Genomic DNA, 18,066 nt, shown 5'->3' on the forward strand with positions numbered 1-18,066 from the left:
ATTTTGCGTGGTGAGGCGCAGCGTGCCGGGGCACAGGCGCTGGGCAAAGTTACAACGCTGTAACCTCCCTGCGATTGCCCACCCGGCCCGGCATGTTAGGGAGGCAGGATGTCGGCCCAGGCTCCCCCGCAATTCGCGATCGATCCCAAGCGGCTGTTGGCGATGCGCGGCGGGCATACCGGTGCGCTCGGACTGGAATATCGCGATCACGGCGCCGATTGGGCGGAACTGGCGCTGCCGTATCGCGACGATCTGGTGGGGGACCCCGCGACCGGGGTGCTGGCATCGGGACCGATCCTGTCGATGATGGACGTCGCCACCGCGATCGCGATCTGGCTTAGGCGCGGCGCATTCCTGCCGCAGGCGACGCTCGACCTACGCATCGACTATCTGCGCGGGTCGCGCCCCGGCCAGGCGGTGATCGGCCGCGGCGAATGCTATCGCATCACCCGCTCGATCGGTTTCGTGCGCGGGCAGGCGCATGACGGCGACCCCGCCGATCCCATCGCGCACGTCGCCGGTACGTTCATGTTCACCGATCCGCCGCAATGACGCTGCCGCCCTATGCCGACTGGCTCGGTCTGACCGTAGAGCGGGAGGGCGCCGGACCGCCCGTGCTGGCGATGCCGTTTTCGGCGCGCGTGCTGGGCAGGCCGGGGTTCCTCCACGGCGGCGCGCTCGGCGGGCTGCTCGAAATGGCCGCGGTGCTGGCACTGCGCGACGCGCTCGGCGACGAGGCGGCGCGGGTCAAGCCGATCAACGTCACGATCGACTTCATGCGCGGCGGCCGCGAAAAGACGACGTGCGCACAGGGGCGCGTCACGCGCCTGGGCACCCGCGTTGCCAATGTCGAGGCCACCGCGTGGCAGGACGACCGCGACATTGCCATCGCGGTCGCCCATATGAACTACCGGTTGGTGCGCGATTAGGTCTTCGGCGTCAGCTTGAGCATCCGGCCAGCGCTGCCGTCGTCCCCGTCCTCGAGCACATAGATCGATCCGTCGGGCCCTTGTTCGACCTCGCGGATACGCGCACCCATCGGCCATTGGTCGCCCTTGGTCGCGTTGGCGCCGTCGACATCGACGCGGACCAGCGCTTCGCTCGACAGCCCGCCGATGAACAGATCGCCTTGCCATTGCGGGAACTGCGCGCCCGAATAGACCATCAATCCGCCCGGCGAAATCACCGGATTCCAGGTGACCTTGTATTTCTCGAACTCGGGCCGGGTATCGTGATCGGGGATGTCGCGTCCGTCATAATGGTCGCCGTCGGATACGATCGGATAGCCGTAATTCCTGCCCGGCAGGATCAGGTTGACCTCGTCGCCGCCCTTGGGACCCATTTCCTGTTCCCACAAATTGCCCGATGCGTCGAAGGCGAGCCCAAGCAGGTTGCGGTGCCCGTACGACCAGATCGCCGGATTGAAGCCCTGTGCCGCCAGCGGATTGCCCGGCGCAGGCTTGCCGTCCATCGTCAGCCGCAGCACCTTGCCGAGCGTCGCCTGCTTGTCCTGCGCGGGGGTGAATTTCTGGCGCTCGCCATTGGTGAAGAACAGATGGCCGTCGGGCGAAAACGCGATTCGGCCCGAATAATGGCCGTCGCCTTCGACATAGGGCGAGGCGCGGAAGATCACCTGAACATTCTGGAGCGAGGGCGAATCGCCGTCTGGCGACATCACGCCGCGCGCCAGCGCGACGCCCTTGCCGCCATCGCCCGCTTCGGAAAAGCTGTAATAGACCATGCGGTTGGTGGCGAAATCGGGGTGAAGGACGACGTCCATCAACCCGCCCTGCCCGGCGCTGTCGACCGGCAGCGTGCCCGCCACCACCTGCTTCGACTTGCCGTCCGCCGACACCAGCATCAGTTGCCCCGCCTTTTCGGTGACGAGCATGCGGCCGTCGGGCAGGAAGGTCATTGCCCAGGGCGCGTCGAAATCGGCGACCGGGGTCACCGCGAAGGGAAGGTTGCCGGGATCCGCCGCTGCCGCGGTCTGGCCATTGGCAGGCGCGGGATCGGTGGCGGCGGTGCAGGCAGCGGCAAGGCCGGCACCGGCAAGGACGAGGAAACGGGACATGGGCGCTCCTGATTGCGGGGGAAAGGACGGACCCATCGGCCCTGGATACGCATCGCGTAACGCAGGCAGTGGGCGCATCGATCCATGTCAAAGCGTGTCCGGCTTGCACGGCGCGTGCATCCGGCGTATATCGCGCTTGCTTTCCGCACCATCGTTACGGTTTGGAGGTCGGGCCCGACGGGTCCGGCGCCGATCCCGCACAGCTGGTTCGGACGGGATTTATCCGGAGACGACATGGCTGACACCGCGCATCTGACGAGCCTGATCGAGCCCGAGGCGAACGCCTTGGGGCTCGCGCTCGTGCGGGTGAAGCTGTTCGGCGGCACCTCCGATCCGACGTTGCAGGTGATGGCCGAGCGCCCCGACACGCGCCAGCTCACCATCGACGACTGCGCCGACCTGTCGCGCCGCATTTCCGACGTGATGGACGCGCTCGAGGCCGAGGGACGCGATCCGATCGACCATGCCTATCGCCTCGAAGTCTCCTCGCCCGGCATCGACCGCCCGCTGACGCGGCTGTCGGACTTTGCCGACTGGGCAGGGCATGAGGCGCGCATCAACCTGACCGCGCCGTTCGAGGGTCGCAAGCAGCTGACCGGCATCCTCGGCGGCACCGACGGCGATCGCATCACCATCGACGTGCGCAAGCACCGGCCGATGACGATCGGGTTCGATCAGGTCGCCGACGCCAAATTACTGATGACCGATGCGCTCATCGCCGCCACCGCGCCGCTTTCCAGCGAAGGCGCTGACAAGATCGAAGTAGAAGGGTAACGACACTGCCATGGTCACCGCTGTCACTGCTAACCGCGCCGAACTGATCGCCATCGCCGATGCGGTGGCCAAGGAAAAGCTGATCGATCGCGGCATCGTCATCGAAGCGATGGAAGACGCCATCCAGCGCGCCGCACGCACCCGCTATGGCCAGGAAATGGACATCCGCGCCAAGCTCGATCCCAATAACGGCGACCTGCGCCTGTGGCGCGTCGTCGAAGTGGTCGAGGAAGTCGAGGACCTGTACAAGCAGGTCAACGAGAAGGACGCGCAGAAGCTCAAGGACGGCGCCGTGGTCGGCGACTATCTCGTCGATCCGCTGCCGCCGATCGAGTTCGGCCGCATCCAGGCGCAGGCCGCCAAGCAGACCATCTTCCAGAAGGTCCGCGATGCCGAGCGCGAGCGCCAGCACGAGGAGTTCAAGGACCGCGTCGGCGAAATCATCACCGGCGTCGTCAAGCGCGTCGAGTTCGGCCATGTCGTGGTCGATCTCGGCCGTGCCGAGGGCGTGATCCGCCGCGATCAGCAGATCCCGCGCGAGCTGGTCCGCGTCAACGACCGCATCCGCAGCCTGATCCTGTCGGTACGCCGCGAGAATCGGGGGCCGCAGATCTTCCTGTCGCGCGCGCACCCCGACTTCATGAAGAAGCTGTTCGCGCAGGAAGTGCCGGAAATCTACGATGGCATCATCGAGATCAAGGCGGCGGCACGCGATCCCGGCAGCCGCGCCAAGATCGGCGTCATCTCGCATGATTCGAGCATCGACCCGGTCGGCGCGTGCGTCGGCATGAAGGGCAGCCGCGTGCAGGCGGTGGTCCAGGAGATGCAGGGCGAGAAGATCGACATCATCCCGTGGAGCGAGGACACCGCGACCTTCGTCGTCAACGCGCTCCAGCCCGCCAATGTCAGCCGCGTCGTCATCGATGAGGAGGACGACCGCATCGAGGTGGTGGTTCCCGACGACCAGCTCAGCCTGGCCATCGGCCGCCGCGGCCAGAATGTCCGCCTCGCCTCGCAGCTGACCGCCAAGGCGATCGACATCCTGACCGAGGCCGACGCGTCGGAGAAGCGCCAGAAGGAATTCGTCGAGCGTTCCGAGATGTTCCAGAACGAACTCGACGTCGACGAAACGCTGGCACAGCTGCTGGTCGCCGAAGGGTTCGGCGAACTGGAAGAGGTCGCCTATGTCGAGATCGACGAATTGGCTGGGATCGAAGGCTTCGACGAGGATCTGGCCGGCGAGTTGCAGAACCGTGCCTCCGAAGCGCTCGACCGGCGCGAGGAAGCCAATCGCGCGCTGCGCCGCGAACTCGGCGTCGACGACGAGCTCGCCACCATGCCATACATCACCGAAGCGATGCTGGTGACGTTGGGCAAGGCCGGGATCAAGACGCTCGACGACCTCGCCGATCTCGCTACCGACGAACTCGTCCAGAAGAAGCGCGTCGAGCCGCGCCGCCGCAACGACGACGCCCCCAAGCGCAGCGATGCGCGCAGCGAGGACAAGGGCGGCATCCTTGCCGACTATGGCCTGAGCGACGAACAGGGCAACGAGATCATCATGGCCGCGCGTGCGCACTGGTTCGCCGACGACGCACCCGCCGCGCCGGCCGAGGCCGAGGCCGCATCCGGGGAGGACGCTGTTGCGGAATCCTCGCAATGATACGCTAGGCGGCAAGCAGACCGGAAAGGCGGCGGACGACACGATCCGCCGCTGCATCCTGTCGGGCGAGCGCGAGGTGCGCGACCATCTGGTCCGCCTCGTGCTGTCACCCGACGGCGAGGTGCTGCCCGACGTCCGCGCCAAGGCGGCGGGGCGCGGCGCGTGGATCGGCGTCGATCGCACGACGTTCGAGGCGGCGCAGGCCAAGGGCCGGTTGCGCGGCGCGCTGGCGCGGGCGTTCAAGACCGGGGATTTCCGCATTCCCGACGATCTGGCCGAGCGGATCGAGCGTGCGCTCGAACGCAATGCGCTCGACCGCATGGGACTGGAGGCGCGTGCCGGCACGCTGTTGACCGGCAGCGAGAAGATCGAGGCGGCGGCGCGCGCGGGCCAGCTCAACCTGCTGGCGCATGCCAATGACGCGGGCGCCGACGGCGCCGGCAAGTTGGCCCAGGCATGGCGCGTCGGCTCCGAAACCGAAGGATCGGGCGCCAGGGGATTGGAATTGCCGGTCGGGCGGTCCATATTGTCCTTGGCCCTGGGCCGCGAAAACGTGGTACATATCGGGCTTACCGACGCCCGGGCGGCGAAGCGGATGAGCGAAGCGCTCGGCCGCTGGCTGCATTTCATCGGACTCGACCGCGCGAACGCGCCTTGCGAATCTGCCTCGCGGGGCGCATCGGCCATGCAGCCGACGGCGCAGGAACCGGCAGCGACGAATAGGGAATCTGAGTGAGCGATACGGACAACGAAAAGCCGAAACTGGGCACGCGCGCGCCGCTCGGCCTCAAGCGCACCGTCGAAACCGGCAAGGTGAAGCAGAGCTTCAGCCACGGCCGGTCGAACACGGTCGTGGTCGAGGTGAAGCGCCGCCGGGTGATCGGCCGTCCGGGCGAGGAAGCGCCGCGCGAGGAACCCGCGCCCGCTCCCGTCGCCGAAGCCCCGGTCGCACCGCCACCACCGCCGCCCGCGCCGCGTGCCAAGGCTGCTGACAGCCTGCTGTCGCGCCAGGAACTCCAGGCCAAGCTGCTGCGCGAAGCCGACGAGGCGCGGATGACCGCGCTCGAGGACGCGCGCCGCCGCGAGGAACAGGCACGCATCCAGGCCAATGACGACGAGCGCCGCCGCGCCGAGGAAAAGCGCGCCGCCGAGGCCGAAGCTGCCAACGCCCCGCCCGCCCCCGAGCCGGCGCCGGTCGAGCCGTCAGCTCCTGCCGCCGCCGAACCCGCTGCCGCAAGCGAGCCGGCACCGCCGCCGCCCGCGCCGCCGCAGCCGGTAGGGCTGTCGCTCGACCCCACCCTGCCCGCGCCGCGCCGGTTCACCCCGGTCGCGCGTCCCGAAATCCCGCGTCCGGCCCCCGCGCCGACGCCCACCCCCGCGGCCAGCGAGCCGGCATCCGGTTCGGGCGCATCGGCGCGGCCAGCGCCGGCCGGCACCACCGTGCCCAAGCGCACCGAGCCGCCCGCACGTCCGGCACGCGGACGCCAGGGCGACGATCGTCGCCAGTCGGGCAAGCTGACCGTCAACCGCGCGCTGGGCGACAATGACGGCGCGCGCGCGCGCTCGCTCGCCGCCCTGAAGCGGGCCCGCGAAAAGGAAAAGCGCGGCCATTCGGGCGGCCCGCGCGAGCCGCAGGTCAAGCAGGTCCGCGACGTCAAGGTGCCTGAGGCGATCACCATCCAGGAACTCGCCAACCGCATGGCGGAAAAGGGCGCCGACCTGGTCAAGACGCTGTTCAAGATGGGCATGCCCGTCACCATGACGCAGACCATCGACCAGGATACCGCCGAACTGCTCGTCACCGAATTCGGGCACAATATCGTGCGCGTTTCGGACAGCGACATCGACCTTGCGATCGACACGACCGAGGATGCCGAGGGCACGCTGCTGCCGCGTCCGCCGGTGGTGACGATCATGGGCCATGTCGATCACGGCAAGACCTCGCTGCTCGACGCGCTGCGCGGCAGCGGCGTCGCGGGCGGCGAAGCCGGCGGGATCACCCAGCATATCGGCGCCTATCAGGTCACGCTGAAGGACAAGTCGAGCGTCACCTTCCTCGACACCCCGGGCCACGAGGCGTTTTCGGAGATGCGCGCGCGCGGCGCCAACGTCACCGACATCGTCGTGCTGGTAGTGGCTGCCGACGACGGCCTGATGCCGCAGACGATCGAGGCGATCAATCACACCAAGGCGGCCGGCGTGCCGATGATCGTCGCGATCAACAAGGTCGACAAGCACGAAGCCAATCCGCAGCGCATTCGCGAACGCCTGCTCGAGCACGAAGTCGTGGTCGAGGAGATGTCGGGCGACGTCCAGGACGTCGAGGTATCGGCGCTCAAGAAGACCGGGCTCGACGACCTGATCGACAAGATCCAGCTTCAGGCCGAATTGCTCGAATTGCGCGCCAATCCCGATCGCGCGGCCGAAGGCACCGTGGTCGAGGCGAAGCTCGACAAGGGCCGCGGCCCGGTCGCGACGATCCTCGTCAGCCGCGGTACGCTCAAGGTCGGCGACATCTTCGTCGTCGGCGCCGAGAGCGGCAAGGTCCGTGCGCTGATCGACGACAAGGGACGCCAGGTGAAGAGTGCCGGGCCATCGACCCCGGTCGAGGTGCTGGGCCTGTCGGGCGTGCCGATGGCGGGCGATCCGCTGCAGGTGGTCGAGAGCGAGGCGCGTGCCCGCGAAGTCGCCGAATATCGCGCCGGCGTCATCCAGCAGAAGCGGACGACGACTTCGCCCGCCACGCTCGAGACGATGTTCAGCGCGCTCAAGGACAAGCAGGCGATCGAATATCCGCTGGTGGTCAAGGGCGACACGCAAGGGTCGGTCGAGGCGATCGTCGGGTCGCTCAACAAGATCTCGACCGACGATATCCGCGTGCGCATCCTGCAGGCGGGCGTCGGTGGCATCACCGAGAGCGACGTGACGCTCGCGGCGGCCTCGGGTGCGCCGATCATCGGCTTCAACGTGCGTCCCAACGCCAAGGCGCGCGAGATCGCCGAACGCAACAAGGTCGCGCTTAAATATTACGACGTGATCTACAACCTGACCGACGATATCCGCGCCGGCATGGCGGGCGAGCTCGGGCCGGAAGCCTTCGAGACGGTGGTCGGCCGCGCCGAAATCCGCGAGGTCTTCTCGGCCGGAAAGCATGGCAAGGCGGCGGGTCTGCTCGTCACCGAAGGCATCATCCGCAAGGCATTGAAGGCGCGCATCACCCGCGACGACGTCATCATCTATCAGGGCGAGATCGCATCGCTGCGCCGCTTCAAGGACGATGTCGCCGAAGTCCGTGCCGGCCTGGAGTGCGGCGTGACGTTCACGCAGAACTTCGTGGACATCAAGGCGGGCGACTATCTCGAGACCTTCGAGGTCGAGATGCGCGAACGGACGCTTTGATCGATGGGCGAGGAATTCAATCCGAACTCCTCGCCCTTCCTGACGCGGCTCGATCGCCGACTACGCTGTGCCGGTGAAGGCTGTGCAATTGGGTGTATCCCTGTCGTGGTAATGATTCTGGCCCCTTTCATGGTCTTTCTTTGAAGAGTCAGCGTATGGCACGCCCCACCGACACTCCCGAAACCCGCTCCGTTCGCCTGCTGCGCGTCGGCGAGCAGGTGCGGCATGCCTTGTCGGACGTGCTGATGCGCGGCGACGTGCATGACGACACGCTCGCCAGCCATCTGGTGACCATCACCGAAGTGCGGATGTCGCCCGACCTGCGGCACGCGACCGCGTTCGTGAAGCCGCTGCTCGGCAAGGCCGAGGAAGCGGTACTCAAGGCGCTGCGTACCCACACCGCCTATCTCCAGTCCGAAGTGGCACGCCGCGTGAACCTGAAATACGCCTCGAAGCTGAAGTTTCTGGCCGATGAGAGCTTCGACGAGGGCAGCCGCATCGACGCGCTGCTGCGCGCGCCCAAGGTGGCGCAGGATCTCCGGGAAGACGGGGACCGGGACGCGTGATTCGCGTCGGCATCGGCGGCTGGACCTACGAACCGTGGCGCGGCGGCACATTCTATCCCGAGAAATGGCCGCAGAAGCGCGAGCTTGAATATGCCTCGCGCGCGGTGACTGCGATCGAGATTAACGGCACCTATTATTCCAGCTTCAAGCCGGCGAGCTTTGCGGGATGGCGCGACACCGCGCCCGATGGCTTCGTGTTTGCGGTCAAGGCATCGCGTTATTGCACCAACCGCAAAGTTCTCGCCGAAGCAGGCGAATCGATTGGCAAGTTCCTTGGGCAGGGATTGACCGAACTCGGCGACAAGCTGGGCCCGATCCTGTGGCAGTTCATGGCGACCAAGAAATTCGATGCCGACGATTTCGCCGCGTTCCTGAAACTGCTGCCGGAAAAGCAGGACGGGGTGCCACTGCGGCACGCGGTGCAAGTGCGGCACGACAGTTTCCAGGTGCCCGAATTCGTGGCGATGGCCCGCGCGGCCGGCGTGGCGATCGTGTTCGCGGACTCGGCCGACTATCCCGCAATCGCCGATGTGACCGGCGATTTCGTCTATGCGCGGCTGGAGAATGCCGAGGCGCAGTATGTCGCAGGCTATGCACCGAGCGCGCTCGATCGCTGGTCGGACGCGGCGCAGGAATGGGCCGAAGGTGGTTCGCCGGAGGGTCTGCCCTATGCCGGCGCCGATCGCGCGCTCAGGCAGCCGCGCGACACCTTCATATTCATGATCAACGGCGCCAAGGAAAAGGCCCCGGCGGCGGCGCAGGCGCTGATCGAGCGGATTGGCTGAAACGCAGTCGGCTCCCTGCCCCGTTCGTTTCGAGCGTAGTCAAGAAACCTGATTGAGCGCTATACGGCGATTTCTCGACTGCGCTCGAAATCAACGGGTAAGGGTGTTTCACGGTCGCGCCGGACTCGCCCGATCCGACACCATGCGTTCGCCATCGATGACAATCGGCGAGGCAACTCCCGGAATTCCATCCATATCCAGCGCCATGCCGCGCGCCGCGACCTGCGCGTCGGCAAAGACCTCGTCGACGCGGTTGATCGGGCCGGCCGGGATCCCTTGCCTTTCCAATGCTTCGTACAGCGCCGTCTTGTCCCAGCCGCCAATCGCATGGGCGAGGATCGGAATCATCGCCGCCCGGTTGGTGACGCGCGCCGGGTTGGTGGCGAACCTTTCGTCGTCGGCCAGGTCCAGTCCCAACACCGCGCACAGCCGCCGGAACTGTCCGTCATTGCCGACCGCGACGATCAGGTCGCCATCGGCGCAGGCGAATGCCTGATAGGGGGCGAGATTGGCGTGGCCGTTGCCCATGCGGTGCGGGACGGTGCCCGACGCCATCCAGTTGAGCGCCTGGTTGGCGAGCACCGCGACCTGTGTGTCGAGCAGCGCCATATCGATATGCGCGCCCTGCCCGGTCGCATCGCGCCGCCTGAGCGCCGCCAGGATCGCGACCGCGGTATAGGTGCCGGTGAAGATGTCGGCATAGGCGATCCCGGCCTTTTGCGGGGGCCCGTCCGGCTCGCCGGTCAGCGACATGAACCCGCCCATCGCCTGGATGATGAGGTCGTATCCGGCGCGCGTCGCATAGGGTCCGGTCTGGCCGAACCCGGTGATCGACGCCGTGATCAGCCGCGGATTGACGGCGGCGAGGCTGGCATGGTCGAGGCCGTATTTGTCCAGCCCGCCGACCTTGTAATTCTCGATCACGACATCGGCGCCGCGAACCAGATCGCGCACCTGCGCCTGGCCGTCGGCCGTGGAGATATCGATTGCGAGCGATGTCTTGCCGCGATTGGTCGAGTGGAAATAGGCGGCGTCGAGGTTGCTTCCGTCCGGCCCTTGCAGGAACGGCGGGCCCCAGTGGCGGGTGTCGTCGCCCGTTCCCGGACGCTCGACCTTGATCACCTCGGCCCCCAGATCGGCCAGCAACTGCCCGCACCACGGCCCGGCAAGGATGCGCGCGAGTTCGACGACGCGCAGCCCGGCCAGTGGCTTATTCAACCCCGACGACCTCCACCGCATCCTCCTCGTCCGCGAACGCGACGAAATCGCCCGCCGCCGCGCCCATGACGGCGCGGGCAAGCGGCGCGGTGAAGGCCAGCTTGTGCTTGGCCGGATCGGCCTCGTCATGCCCGACGATGGTGAAGCGGCGCTTCTTGCCGTTGACCCGCACGGTGACGCGGCTGCCTATCCCCACTTCGTCCTCGGCGGGCTCTGGCGCGATCTCCGCGGTCGCCGCCTGGGTATTCCAATAGCGCAGGTCGCGTTTCAGCCTCTTGACCGCATCGGCGTCGGATTGGGCGGCGATCTCTGCCTCGAGCTTCCGGACCATCGCGCGGATCGCCTTGAGCCCGGCATTCGTCACCAGATTGGGGCCGACCGGGATCGGCAGCTCGAACTCGGGTTCCTTGTGCTCGTCGTCACCTTCGCGGCGGAATGCGACGCTCATGGCTGTTCTCCGATGCAAAGAGCGGGCGCGTGCGGCGCTGGAAAAATCCTCACGCGAACGCCGCGATGCCGGTGATCGCCCTCCCCAGAATCAGCCCGTGGACGTCGTGCGTGCCTTCATAGGTGTTGACCGTCTCGAGGTTGATCGCATGGCGCAGCACGTGGAACTCGGCGGCGATGCCGTTGCCGCCATGCATGTCGCGCGCGACCCGCGCGATATCGAGCGCCTTGCCGCAATTGTTGCGCTTGAGGATCGAGATCGCTTCGGGGCTGAGCGTCCCCTCGTCGAACATGCGGCCCGCCCGCAGGCAGGCGTTGAGGCCCAGCGCGATCTCGGTTTCCATGTTGGCGAGCTTCAACTGCACCAGCTGCGTTGCCGCCAGCGGCCGCCCAAACTGCTGGCGGTCGAGCGTGTAGGTCCGCGCCGCCTCCATGCAGAACTCCGCCGCGCCCATCGTGCCCCATGCGATGCCGTAGCGGGCGCGGTTGAGGCAGCCGAACGGCCCCTTCAGCCCGGCGACATCAGGCAGCAACGCATCTTCGCCGACCTCGACATTGTCCATCACGATCTCGCCGGTGATCGATGCACGCAGCGACAGCTTGCCCTCGATCTTCGGCGCGGTCAGCCCCTTCATGCCCTTTTCGAGCACGAAGCCCTTGATGCCGCCGCCATGCGCCTCGCTCTTGGCCCAGACTACGAAGACGTCGGCGATCGGCGAATTGGTGATCCACATCTTCGATCCGGAAATCGAATAGCCGCCATCGACCTGCCTGGCAGTGGTCCGCATTCCCGACGGGTCGGACCCGGCATCGGGTTCGGTCAGCCCGAAACAGCCGACCCATTCGCCGCTGGCCAGCTTGGGAAGATATTTGCGCTTCTGCGCCTCGGTCCCATAGGCGTTGATCGGATGCATCACGAGGCTCGACTGCACACTCATCGCCGAGCGATAGCCGCTGTCGATCGCCTCCACCTCGCGCGCGACCAGGCCGTACGCGACATAGCCCAGCCCTGCGCCGCCGAACTCCTCGGGAATGGTCGGGCCGAGTAGGCCAAGCTGTCCCATCTCGTGCATGATCGCGCGGTCGAAATCCTCGTCGAGATAGGCGCGGGTGACGCGCGGCAGCAGCTGTTCGCGCGCATATTGCCGCGCGGTGTCGCGCACCATCCGCTCTTCATCGGTCAATTGCGCGTCGAGCGCGAAGGGATCCTGCCAGTCGAAACGGCCCATATCAGCCATGGTACATGCTCAATTGCCTGGGGGTGATTGCGGGATCGCGGGCGCGGGGAGCGCGGTCTGCGGCGGCATCTGCGGCACCGGCGCAAAGCCGCCGCCCTGGATCGCGGTGGTCTCGATCGTGTTGAGCGCGGCGCGTGCATCGACATAGCGGCGCGCGGCGTCGGTCCAGCTCGATGCGCGCTCGGCGCCGGGCAGGCGGGCGACCTCGGCAAGCGCACCTTCGACCTGCCCGGCGTCGAGCATCCGGCGCGCGCGGGTCAGCCGGTCGTTGGGACGCGGACTCGGCGTCCCCTCGTCGCGCAGCACCACCAGATCGGACACCTCGCGGCGCAGCGCAGCCGTCCAGCTTTCGTCGGCATTGCCGCTGGTCAGGTCGGGCGCCAGCGTGTCGAGCGCGAGCCGCAAGTCCTCGAGCGTCACCGGCTGACGCGACGCAGCGATAACATAGCCGACCGCGCGCGGTTCGACCGCGCCGAAGCGTTCGCGCAGCTGCCCCTCGATATATCCGAGACCCAGCCCGCGATCGAGCGCGCGCCGCGCGGCGAACGCCACCAGCAGGCCCTCGGCGCGCGTCGCGAAGGTCGAGGCCACCCGCGAGTCGCTGTCGACATTGGCCAGCCGCGCCTCGAGCATCTGGATACGCTGCGCCAGCTGGATTTCGCGCGCATAGAGCGACGCGACATCGGTGCCGGGCGGCAGTGCCGCGGTCGGCTGCGCCGCGGCTTGCGGTTGCACCGCGGTTCCGCGTGCCGCACTGCGGCTGCCTAACCAGCGCTCGCCGAAATAATGGACGCCCGCCGCCATCGCCGCCAGTCCCGCAAGGAATGCGAGCAGCGCGACGATCCAGCCGGTACGCGCCGACGCGCGCGGCGGGCGGCCGGTATCGAAACTGCCGGTGTCGCTCATGGCGCCTTATCCTCGCGCATGGCGGGCGGGTCAATCGCCAGCGTCCGCGCCGCATCGATCAGCGCCGCGTCGCTCGGCAATGCGGCGATCGCGGTGGAGTCCCAACCGCCGCCAATCGCTTCGAGCGCCTCGGCGCTGATCGCTACCACCCGGATCGACGGGCGCAGGTCCCCGGCGACATCGCGCAGCGCCGATCCGGCCCGCGGCGAATGCACCAATGCCACCGCGCCGCCCAGCGCCGCTACCGCATCGGCAGGGGGATCGACCCGCTCGCTGGCATAGACGACGCGCGTGTCCGCGGCGAGGGCCAGCGCTTCGGTGCGGTCGCGCCCGGCAAGATGCAAGGCGCGGGCAAAGCCCATCGCCTGCGCCCATTCGCCGAGCGCGCCGACGCCGTGCGTTCCCGTCACGGCCACGGTCAGCCCGGCGGCGCGCGCCGCGTCGGCGGTTGCCTGGCCGACCGCGAGCACCGGCAGCCCCGCGAGGCTGCGCAGCCCTTCCCCGGCATGACGCACGGCATTGGCGCTGGTCAGCAACAGGCTGTCGAACCCCGCCGGATCGGGCACCTGCCACGCCACCGGCACCACCGCGAACAACGGCAGCCGCAGCGCGGTCATCCCGGCCGCTGCTATGCGCCCGGCGGTAGCGGACGCGCCCGGTTCGGGGCGCAGGACGGCGATCGGGCGCATCACTCGGCGGCGAACAGGCGGCGGATGCTGGCAGGCGCGCGCTCCAGCAGCTCGCGCGCAAGGCCGGGCGCGATCTCGATATCGCCGACCGCGCCGCGCGCTTCGCCGGCCACCTTGTCGCTGCCATCTTCGGCGAGCAGTTCGGCGCGCAGCGTCAGTTCGCCGTCGGCGATCGTCGCCAGCGCACCCACTGCCGAATGGCAATCGGCGCCAAGTTCGGCGAGCAGCGCGCGTTCGGCGGTCACGCATGCGCAGGTGGTCGCGCAGTCGATCGCCGACACCAGCGCGCGCGCTGCCGCGTCTTCGGCGCGGACCTCCACCGCGACCGCGCCTTGCGAAGGCGCGGGCAGCATCGTCTCGACCGGGATGGCATGCCCGACGTCGCCGCGCCCCAGCCGATCGAGCCCGGCTGCCGCGAGCAGCGTGGCATCCGCTTCCCCCGCCGCCACCTTGGCGAGCCGGGTGTCGACATTGCCGCGAAACACGATGATCGACAGGTCGGGGCGGATTGCGCGCAATTGCGCAGCGCGGCGCGGCGAGCTGGTGCCGATCACCGCGCCGTGCTTGAGCGCCTCGATCGACGCCGCGCCGATAAGCCGATCGCGAACATCGGCGCGCGGCAGCGTCGCGGCGATGGCGATCGGGGTAGGCCGGATCGTCTCGACATCCTTGAGCGAATGCACGCAGCAATCGACCTCCCCCGCCAGCAGCGCGCGGTCAAGCTCCTTGGTCCACAACGCCTTGCCGCCAATCTCCGCAAGCGCGCGGTCCTGCACGCGGTCGCCGGTTGTGCGGATGACGACGATCTCGAAGCTGTCAGCGCTGCGGCCGTGCGCCGCCGAAAGCGCGTCGCGGACCATGCCCGCCTGGGTGAGCGCCAGCGGCGAGCCGCGCGTGCCGATGCGAAAGAGGGATGCCATCCGCCTTGTGCTAGCCGCGCGTGCAGCTAGAGGAAAGGGATGGCGTGCATCCAAGATGCGGCACCGGCCCGCTCCCCCACCCGACCGCCCGTCCGGCATGACCATGTGGGGGGCCAGGTGGCGGAGCGGGACGGGGCTACACCACAATGCTGATCCTCGGCATCGAATCGAGTTGCGACGAGACCGCGGCGGCGCTGGTGCGGTCCGACCGCACGATCGTTGCGCACAAGCTGGCGGGACAAGAGGCCGCGCACGCGCCCTATGGCGGCGTCGTACCCGAGATCGCCGCGCGTGCGCATGTCGAGATGGTCGGCCCGCTGGTCGAGGCGGCGCTGGCCGAAGGCGGGGTCGCGCTGCGCGATGTCGATGCGATCGCGGCGACCGCCGGGCCCGGACTGATCGGCGGGGTGATGGTCGGGCTGGTCACGGCCAAGGCGCTGGCGCTGGCGAGCGGCAAGCCGCTGATCGCGGTCAATCATCTCGAGGGGCACGCGCTGTCGGCGCGGCTGACCGATCCCGACCTCCAATTCCCCTACCTGCTGTTGCTGGTATCGGGGGGGCATTGCCAGCTGTTGCTGGTAGCAGGCGTCGGCCGCTATCGCCGGCTGGCGACGACGATCGACGATGCCGCGGGCGAAGCGTTCGACAAGACCGCCAAGCTGCTAGGCCTCGGCTTTCCCGGCGGCCCCGCGGTCGAGCGGGCTGCGGCCGACGGCGATCCCCGCGCGGTGCCGCTGCCGCGCCCGCTGTTCGGTTCGCCCGAGCCGCATTTCTCATTCGCCGGGCTCAAGAGCGCAGTCCTGCGCGCGCGCGACGCGGGGACGCATCGCGCCGAAGACATCGCCGCCTCATTCCAGCAGGCAGTGATCGATTGCCTGGTAGATCGCACGCGGGTGGCGATCCGCGCCGCCGCCTTGCCGGTTTCGAGCCAGGACGGGTCGATTACCGCTCTCGTCGTCGCCGGGGGTGTCGCTGCCAATCGCTCGGTCCGCGCCGCGCTCGAAACGCTTGCTGCCGAACACGGCCTGCGCTTCGTCGCGCCGCCCTTGTGGCTGTGCACCGACAATGCCGCGATGATCGCCTGGGCGGGCGCCGAACGCTTCGCCGCAGGGCTGACCGACCCGCTCGACGTCGCCGCGCGCCCGCGCTGGCCACTCGATCCCGATGCGGAAAAGGTGCGCGGCGCGGGGGTCAAGGCATGAGGATGGGGGCATGAAGCTGGGCGTGATCGGCGGCGGCGCCTGGGGCACCGCGCTCGCGCAGGTCGCCGCGCGCGGCGATCGCGACGTGCTGTTATGGGCGCGCGAGCGCGACGTCGTGACGTCGATCAACCGCGACCATGTCAACGCCGCGTTTCTGCCGGGAATCGCGCTGTCGCCGTCGATCCGCGCTACCGGCAGCCTGGGCGAGCTGAGCGGCTGCGACGCGTTGCTGGTGGTCGCCCCGGCGCAGCATGTCCGCGCCGTACTCGCCGAAACCGCGGTCGGTGCCACGCCGCTGGTGCTGTGCGCCAAGGGGATCGAGGCGGGGACCCGGCTGCTGGTCGGCGAAGTCGCGCAAGGCGTGCACCCCCGCGCACCCATCGCGGTGCTGTCGGGGCCGACCTTTGCGCACGAGGTCGCTGCCGGACAGCCGACGGCGGTGACGCTGGCGTGCGCCGATGCCGGGCTGCGTAGCGCGCTCGCCGACAGGCTCGCCGGTCCCGGCTTTCGCCCCTACGCGTCGGACGACGTGGTCGGTGCCGAGATCGGCGGCGCGGTAAAGAACGTGCTGGCGATCGCCTGCGGCGTGGTCGAGGGTGCCGGGCTCGGCCTCAACGCTCGTGCCGCACTGATCGCGCGCGGGTTTGCCGAAATGACGCGCTTCGGCGTCGCCCGCGGCGGACGCGCGGAAACACTCGGCGGACTGTCGGGATTGGGCGACCTCGTACTGACCTGCAATTCGGTCAATTCGCGCAATTTCTCGCTCGGCCTCGGGCTCGGACGAGGTCGTTCGGCGCAGGCGCTGCTCGCCGATCGCCGGACCGTCGCCGAGGGCGCGTTCACCGCCCCCGTGCTGCGCGAGGCGGCGGCGGAGGCCGGCGTCGACATGCCGGTCTGCGCGGCGGTCTGCGATCTGCTCGAAGGCGCGCCGATCGACGCGGTGGTCGGCGCGTTGCTGGCACGGCCGCTCAAGCGCGAGGCAGCCTGAGCCTCCGGCTTGCGAACGGCCTCAGAAGTCGATCGCGATGCCCTTGTTCTCCCAGTCGCCATAGCGGACCGGGTCCTTGCCGTCGGGATCGTCCTGCGGCCGCTGCATCGGTTCGGGCTGCGGCACCGGCGGCGATTTCGAGAGATGCGCGGGCGGCTTCACGTGGGTCGGGCGTTCGCCCATCGAATCCTCCTTGCGATTGAACAATCTGGCGCCTCGCCCCACATTGGCCTGCGAAGGAGGCGGTTCAAGTGAACCAGGTCAAGACGACGATATTGCTCGCGGCGCTGACCGCATTGTTCATGGCGCTGGGCTTCACGCTCGGCGGCGCGCGCGGCGCCGTGCTCGCGCTGGTCGTGGCAGCGGGCATGAACCTGTTCACCTATTGGAACGCCGACAAGATCGTCCTCAAGATGCATCGCGCGCGGGAGGTCGATGGCACTTCCTGCCCCGAATTCGTCGGGCTCGTCAGCGAATTGGCGCGCCGCGCGAACCTTCCCGTGCCCAAGGTCTATGTCATCGATTCGCCGCACCCCAACGCCTTTGCCACCGGGCGCAATCCCGCCAATGCCGCGGTCGCCGCGACTACGGGGCTGCTCGGCATGCTGACTCGCGACGAGATCGCGGCGGTGATGGCGCACGAGATCGGCCATGTCCGCAACCGCGATACATTGATCATGACGATGGTCGCGACGATCGCCGGTGCGATCTCAATGCTCGCAAATTTCGGACTGTTCTTTCGCGGCGACGCGCGTGGCTCGATCCTGCCGACTATCCTCGCGGTGCTGGTCGCCCCGTTCGCAGCGATGATCGTCCAGCTGGCGATCAGCCGCACGCGCGAATATGGCGCCGACCGGGCCGGCGCCGAGATTTCGGGCAATCCGCGTGCACTCGCCTCGGCGCTGGCCAAGCTTGCGCGCGGCGCGGCGGCGGTGCCCAATCCCGTGACGCAGCGCAATCCGGCGGCGGCGGCACTTTATATCGTGCCCGGCCTCGGCAAGGGTGGCGACAGCCTGTTCTCGACGCATCCCGATACCGGCAACCGTATCGCCGCGCTCGAGGCCATCGCCGCCGAGATGGGGGGAAGCATGCCGTTTCCGCCGCATCGTCCGCGCATGCGCGCTGCCACGTCGGTACCCGTCACCCGTACGCCGCCGCGCCGCGCCAGCGCGCTCGATCCGAACAAGCGCCGCTAAC

Annotated in this window: 19 protein-coding genes; 11 read left to right on the forward strand and 8 right to left on the reverse strand. The window is 68.3% G+C overall.

The window, feature by feature from the left end; genetic code table 11:
- Nucleotides 1-108: 108 nt before the first annotated feature.
- Both FHY50_RS11140 and FHY50_RS11145 read left to right on the forward strand, forming a co-directional pair.
- On the forward strand, nucleotides 109-552 hold the full coding sequence (locus tag FHY50_RS11140) for a PaaI family thioesterase (protein ID WP_140230786.1): 444 nt from the start codon (nucleotides 109-111) through the stop codon (nucleotides 550-552).
- A complete protein-coding gene (locus FHY50_RS11145; RefSeq protein WP_140230787.1) occupies nucleotides 549-929 on the forward strand; it encodes a PaaI family thioesterase in 381 nt (126 codons plus the stop codon). Before FHY50_RS11140 ends, FHY50_RS11145 begins: the two co-directional genes overlap by 4 nt.
- Here the strand turns inward: FHY50_RS11145 and FHY50_RS11150 are convergent.
- Complete coding sequence (locus FHY50_RS11150) at nucleotides 926-2,074, reverse strand: PQQ-dependent sugar dehydrogenase (protein WP_140230788.1); 1,149 nt, start codon at nucleotides 2,072-2,074, stop codon at nucleotides 926-928. The genes FHY50_RS11145 and FHY50_RS11150 overlap by 4 nt on opposite strands.
- 234 nt (nucleotides 2,075-2,308) lie before the next feature.
- On the opposite strand from FHY50_RS11150, the gene rimP reads away from it, so the two are divergent.
- From rimP to FHY50_RS11180, 6 genes are all read left to right on the forward strand, one after another.
- Entirely contained in the window at nucleotides 2,309-2,848 is a 540-nt protein-coding gene (rimP, locus tag FHY50_RS11155; protein WP_140230789.1) for a ribosome maturation protein RimP, read from the forward strand.
- Between the two features lie 10 nt (nucleotides 2,849-2,858).
- Nucleotides 2,859-4,511, forward strand: coding sequence for a transcription termination factor NusA (gene nusA, locus FHY50_RS11160; protein WP_140230790.1), 1,653 nt, complete (start codon nucleotides 2,859-2,861; stop codon nucleotides 4,509-4,511).
- On the forward strand, nucleotides 4,492-5,247 hold the full coding sequence (locus FHY50_RS11165) for a DUF448 domain-containing protein (RefSeq protein WP_140230791.1): 756 nt from the start codon (nucleotides 4,492-4,494) through the stop codon (nucleotides 5,245-5,247). Before nusA ends, FHY50_RS11165 begins: the two co-directional genes overlap by 20 nt.
- Nucleotides 5,244-7,910, forward strand: coding sequence for a translation initiation factor IF-2 (infB, locus tag FHY50_RS11170; protein ID WP_140230792.1), 2,667 nt, complete (start codon nucleotides 5,244-5,246; stop codon nucleotides 7,908-7,910). Before FHY50_RS11165 ends, infB begins: the two co-directional genes overlap by 4 nt.
- Nucleotides 7,911-8,065: 155 nt before the next feature.
- Nucleotides 8,066-8,476, forward strand: coding sequence for a 30S ribosome-binding factor RbfA (gene rbfA / locus FHY50_RS11175; RefSeq protein WP_140230793.1), 411 nt, complete (start codon nucleotides 8,066-8,068; stop codon nucleotides 8,474-8,476).
- Nucleotides 8,473-9,261, forward strand: a complete 789-nt coding sequence (locus FHY50_RS11180; protein WP_140230794.1) for a DUF72 domain-containing protein — start codon at nucleotides 8,473-8,475, stop codon at nucleotides 9,259-9,261. Before rbfA ends, FHY50_RS11180 begins: the two co-directional genes overlap by 4 nt.
- 108 nt (nucleotides 9,262-9,369) lie before the next feature.
- Here the strand turns inward: FHY50_RS11180 and FHY50_RS11185 are convergent, their stop codons facing one another.
- Genes FHY50_RS11185 through hemC form a run of 6 tightly spaced genes read right to left on the reverse strand, consistent with a single transcriptional unit; the run spans nucleotide 9,370 to nucleotide 14,679 of the window.
- A complete protein-coding gene (locus FHY50_RS11185; RefSeq protein ID WP_140230795.1) occupies nucleotides 9,370-10,500 on the reverse strand; it encodes a CaiB/BaiF CoA transferase family protein in 1,131 nt (376 codons plus the stop codon).
- Nucleotides 10,472-10,927, reverse strand: coding sequence for a GreA/GreB family elongation factor (locus FHY50_RS11190; protein WP_140230796.1), 456 nt, complete (start codon nucleotides 10,925-10,927; stop codon nucleotides 10,472-10,474). Before FHY50_RS11190 ends, FHY50_RS11185 begins: the two co-directional genes overlap by 29 nt.
- A gap of 49 nt (nucleotides 10,928-10,976) precedes the next feature.
- Nucleotides 10,977-12,164, reverse strand: a complete 1,188-nt coding sequence (locus tag FHY50_RS11195; RefSeq protein WP_140230797.1) for an acyl-CoA dehydrogenase — start codon at nucleotides 12,162-12,164, stop codon at nucleotides 10,977-10,979.
- 9 nt (nucleotides 12,165-12,173) lie between these two features.
- Nucleotides 12,174-13,070, reverse strand: coding sequence for an MICOS complex subunit MIC60 (locus tag FHY50_RS11200; protein ID WP_140230798.1), 897 nt, complete (start codon nucleotides 13,068-13,070; stop codon nucleotides 12,174-12,176).
- Nucleotides 13,067-13,759, reverse strand: coding sequence for a uroporphyrinogen-III synthase (locus FHY50_RS11205; protein ID WP_140230799.1), 693 nt, complete (start codon nucleotides 13,757-13,759; stop codon nucleotides 13,067-13,069). The genes FHY50_RS11200 and FHY50_RS11205 overlap by 4 nt, the downstream gene beginning before the upstream one ends.
- The gene (hemC, locus tag FHY50_RS11210) at nucleotides 13,759-14,679 is read right to left on the reverse strand and encodes a hydroxymethylbilane synthase (RefSeq protein WP_140230800.1); all 921 of its coding nucleotides are present in this window, start codon (nucleotides 14,677-14,679) and stop codon (nucleotides 13,759-13,761) included. The genes FHY50_RS11205 and hemC overlap by 1 nt, the downstream gene beginning before the upstream one ends.
- Nucleotides 14,680-14,825: 146 nt before the next feature.
- Between hemC and tsaD the strand changes: the two genes are divergently transcribed.
- A complete protein-coding gene (gene tsaD, locus FHY50_RS11215; protein WP_140230801.1) occupies nucleotides 14,826-15,881 on the forward strand; it encodes a tRNA (adenosine(37)-N6)-threonylcarbamoyltransferase complex transferase subunit TsaD in 1,056 nt (351 codons plus the stop codon).
- A gap of 10 nt (nucleotides 15,882-15,891) precedes the next feature.
- Complete coding sequence (locus FHY50_RS11220) at nucleotides 15,892-16,869, forward strand: NAD(P)H-dependent glycerol-3-phosphate dehydrogenase (protein WP_140230802.1); 978 nt, start codon at nucleotides 15,892-15,894, stop codon at nucleotides 16,867-16,869.
- Between the two features lie 21 nt (nucleotides 16,870-16,890).
- Here FHY50_RS11220 and FHY50_RS11225 read toward each other — a convergent pair whose 3' ends face one another.
- Entirely contained in the window at nucleotides 16,891-17,052 is a 162-nt protein-coding gene (locus FHY50_RS11225; protein ID WP_140230803.1) for a DUF1674 domain-containing protein, read from the reverse strand.
- A gap of 68 nt (nucleotides 17,053-17,120) precedes the next feature.
- Here FHY50_RS11225 and htpX point away from each other — a divergent pair, with 68 nt between their 5' ends.
- Nucleotides 17,121-18,065 (forward strand): zinc metalloprotease HtpX, encoded by a 945-nt coding sequence (gene htpX, locus FHY50_RS11230; protein WP_140230804.1) that lies wholly within the window; start codon nucleotides 17,121-17,123, stop codon nucleotides 18,063-18,065.
- Nucleotide 18,066: the final 1 nt, after the last annotated feature.

Origin of the sequence: Sphingomonas japonica (assembly GCF_006346325.1) — a bacterium.
Classification (GTDB): domain Bacteria; phylum Pseudomonadota; class Alphaproteobacteria; order Sphingomonadales; family Sphingomonadaceae; genus Sphingomonas; species Sphingomonas japonica.

Excerpts from the sequence above, each read along its gene's own strand:
- FHY50_RS11185 (WP_140230795.1), bottom strand. The coding sequence starts at position 10,500 with ATGCGGTGGAGGTCGTCGGGGTTGAATAAGCCACTGGCCGGGCTGCGC.
- nusA (WP_140230790.1), top strand. The coding sequence starts at position 2,859 with ATGGTCACCGCTGTCACTGCTAACCGCGCCGAACTGATCGCCATCGCC.
- rimP (WP_140230789.1), top strand. The coding sequence starts at position 2,309 with ATGGCTGACACCGCGCATCTGACGAGCCTGATCGAGCCCGAGGCGAAC.
- FHY50_RS11225 (WP_140230803.1), bottom strand. The coding sequence starts at position 17,052 with ATGGGCGAACGCCCGACCCACGTGAAGCCGCCCGCGCATCTCTCGAAA.
- tsaD (WP_140230801.1), top strand. The coding sequence starts at position 14,826 with ATGCTGATCCTCGGCATCGAATCGAGTTGCGACGAGACCGCGGCGGCG.
- hemC (WP_140230800.1), bottom strand. The coding sequence starts at position 14,679 with ATGGCATCCCTCTTTCGCATCGGCACGCGCGGCTCGCCGCTGGCGCTC.
- rbfA (WP_140230793.1), top strand. The coding sequence starts at position 8,066 with ATGGCACGCCCCACCGACACTCCCGAAACCCGCTCCGTTCGCCTGCTG.
- FHY50_RS11145 (WP_140230787.1), top strand. The coding sequence starts at position 549 with ATGACGCTGCCGCCCTATGCCGACTGGCTCGGTCTGACCGTAGAGCGG.
- FHY50_RS11140 (WP_140230786.1), top strand. The coding sequence starts at position 109 with ATGTCGGCCCAGGCTCCCCCGCAATTCGCGATCGATCCCAAGCGGCTG.
- FHY50_RS11190 (WP_140230796.1), bottom strand. The coding sequence starts at position 10,927 with ATGAGCGTCGCATTCCGCCGCGAAGGTGACGACGAGCACAAGGAACCC.
- FHY50_RS11205 (WP_140230799.1), bottom strand. The coding sequence starts at position 13,759 with ATGCGCCCGATCGCCGTCCTGCGCCCCGAACCGGGCGCGTCCGCTACC.
- FHY50_RS11220 (WP_140230802.1), top strand. The coding sequence starts at position 15,892 with ATGAAGCTGGGCGTGATCGGCGGCGGCGCCTGGGGCACCGCGCTCGCG.
- FHY50_RS11200 (WP_140230798.1), bottom strand. The coding sequence starts at position 13,070 with ATGAGCGACACCGGCAGTTTCGATACCGGCCGCCCGCCGCGCGCGTCG.
- FHY50_RS11150 (WP_140230788.1), bottom strand. The coding sequence starts at position 2,074 with ATGTCCCGTTTCCTCGTCCTTGCCGGTGCCGGCCTTGCCGCTGCCTGC.
- FHY50_RS11195 (WP_140230797.1), bottom strand. The coding sequence starts at position 12,164 with ATGGCTGATATGGGCCGTTTCGACTGGCAGGATCCCTTCGCGCTCGAC.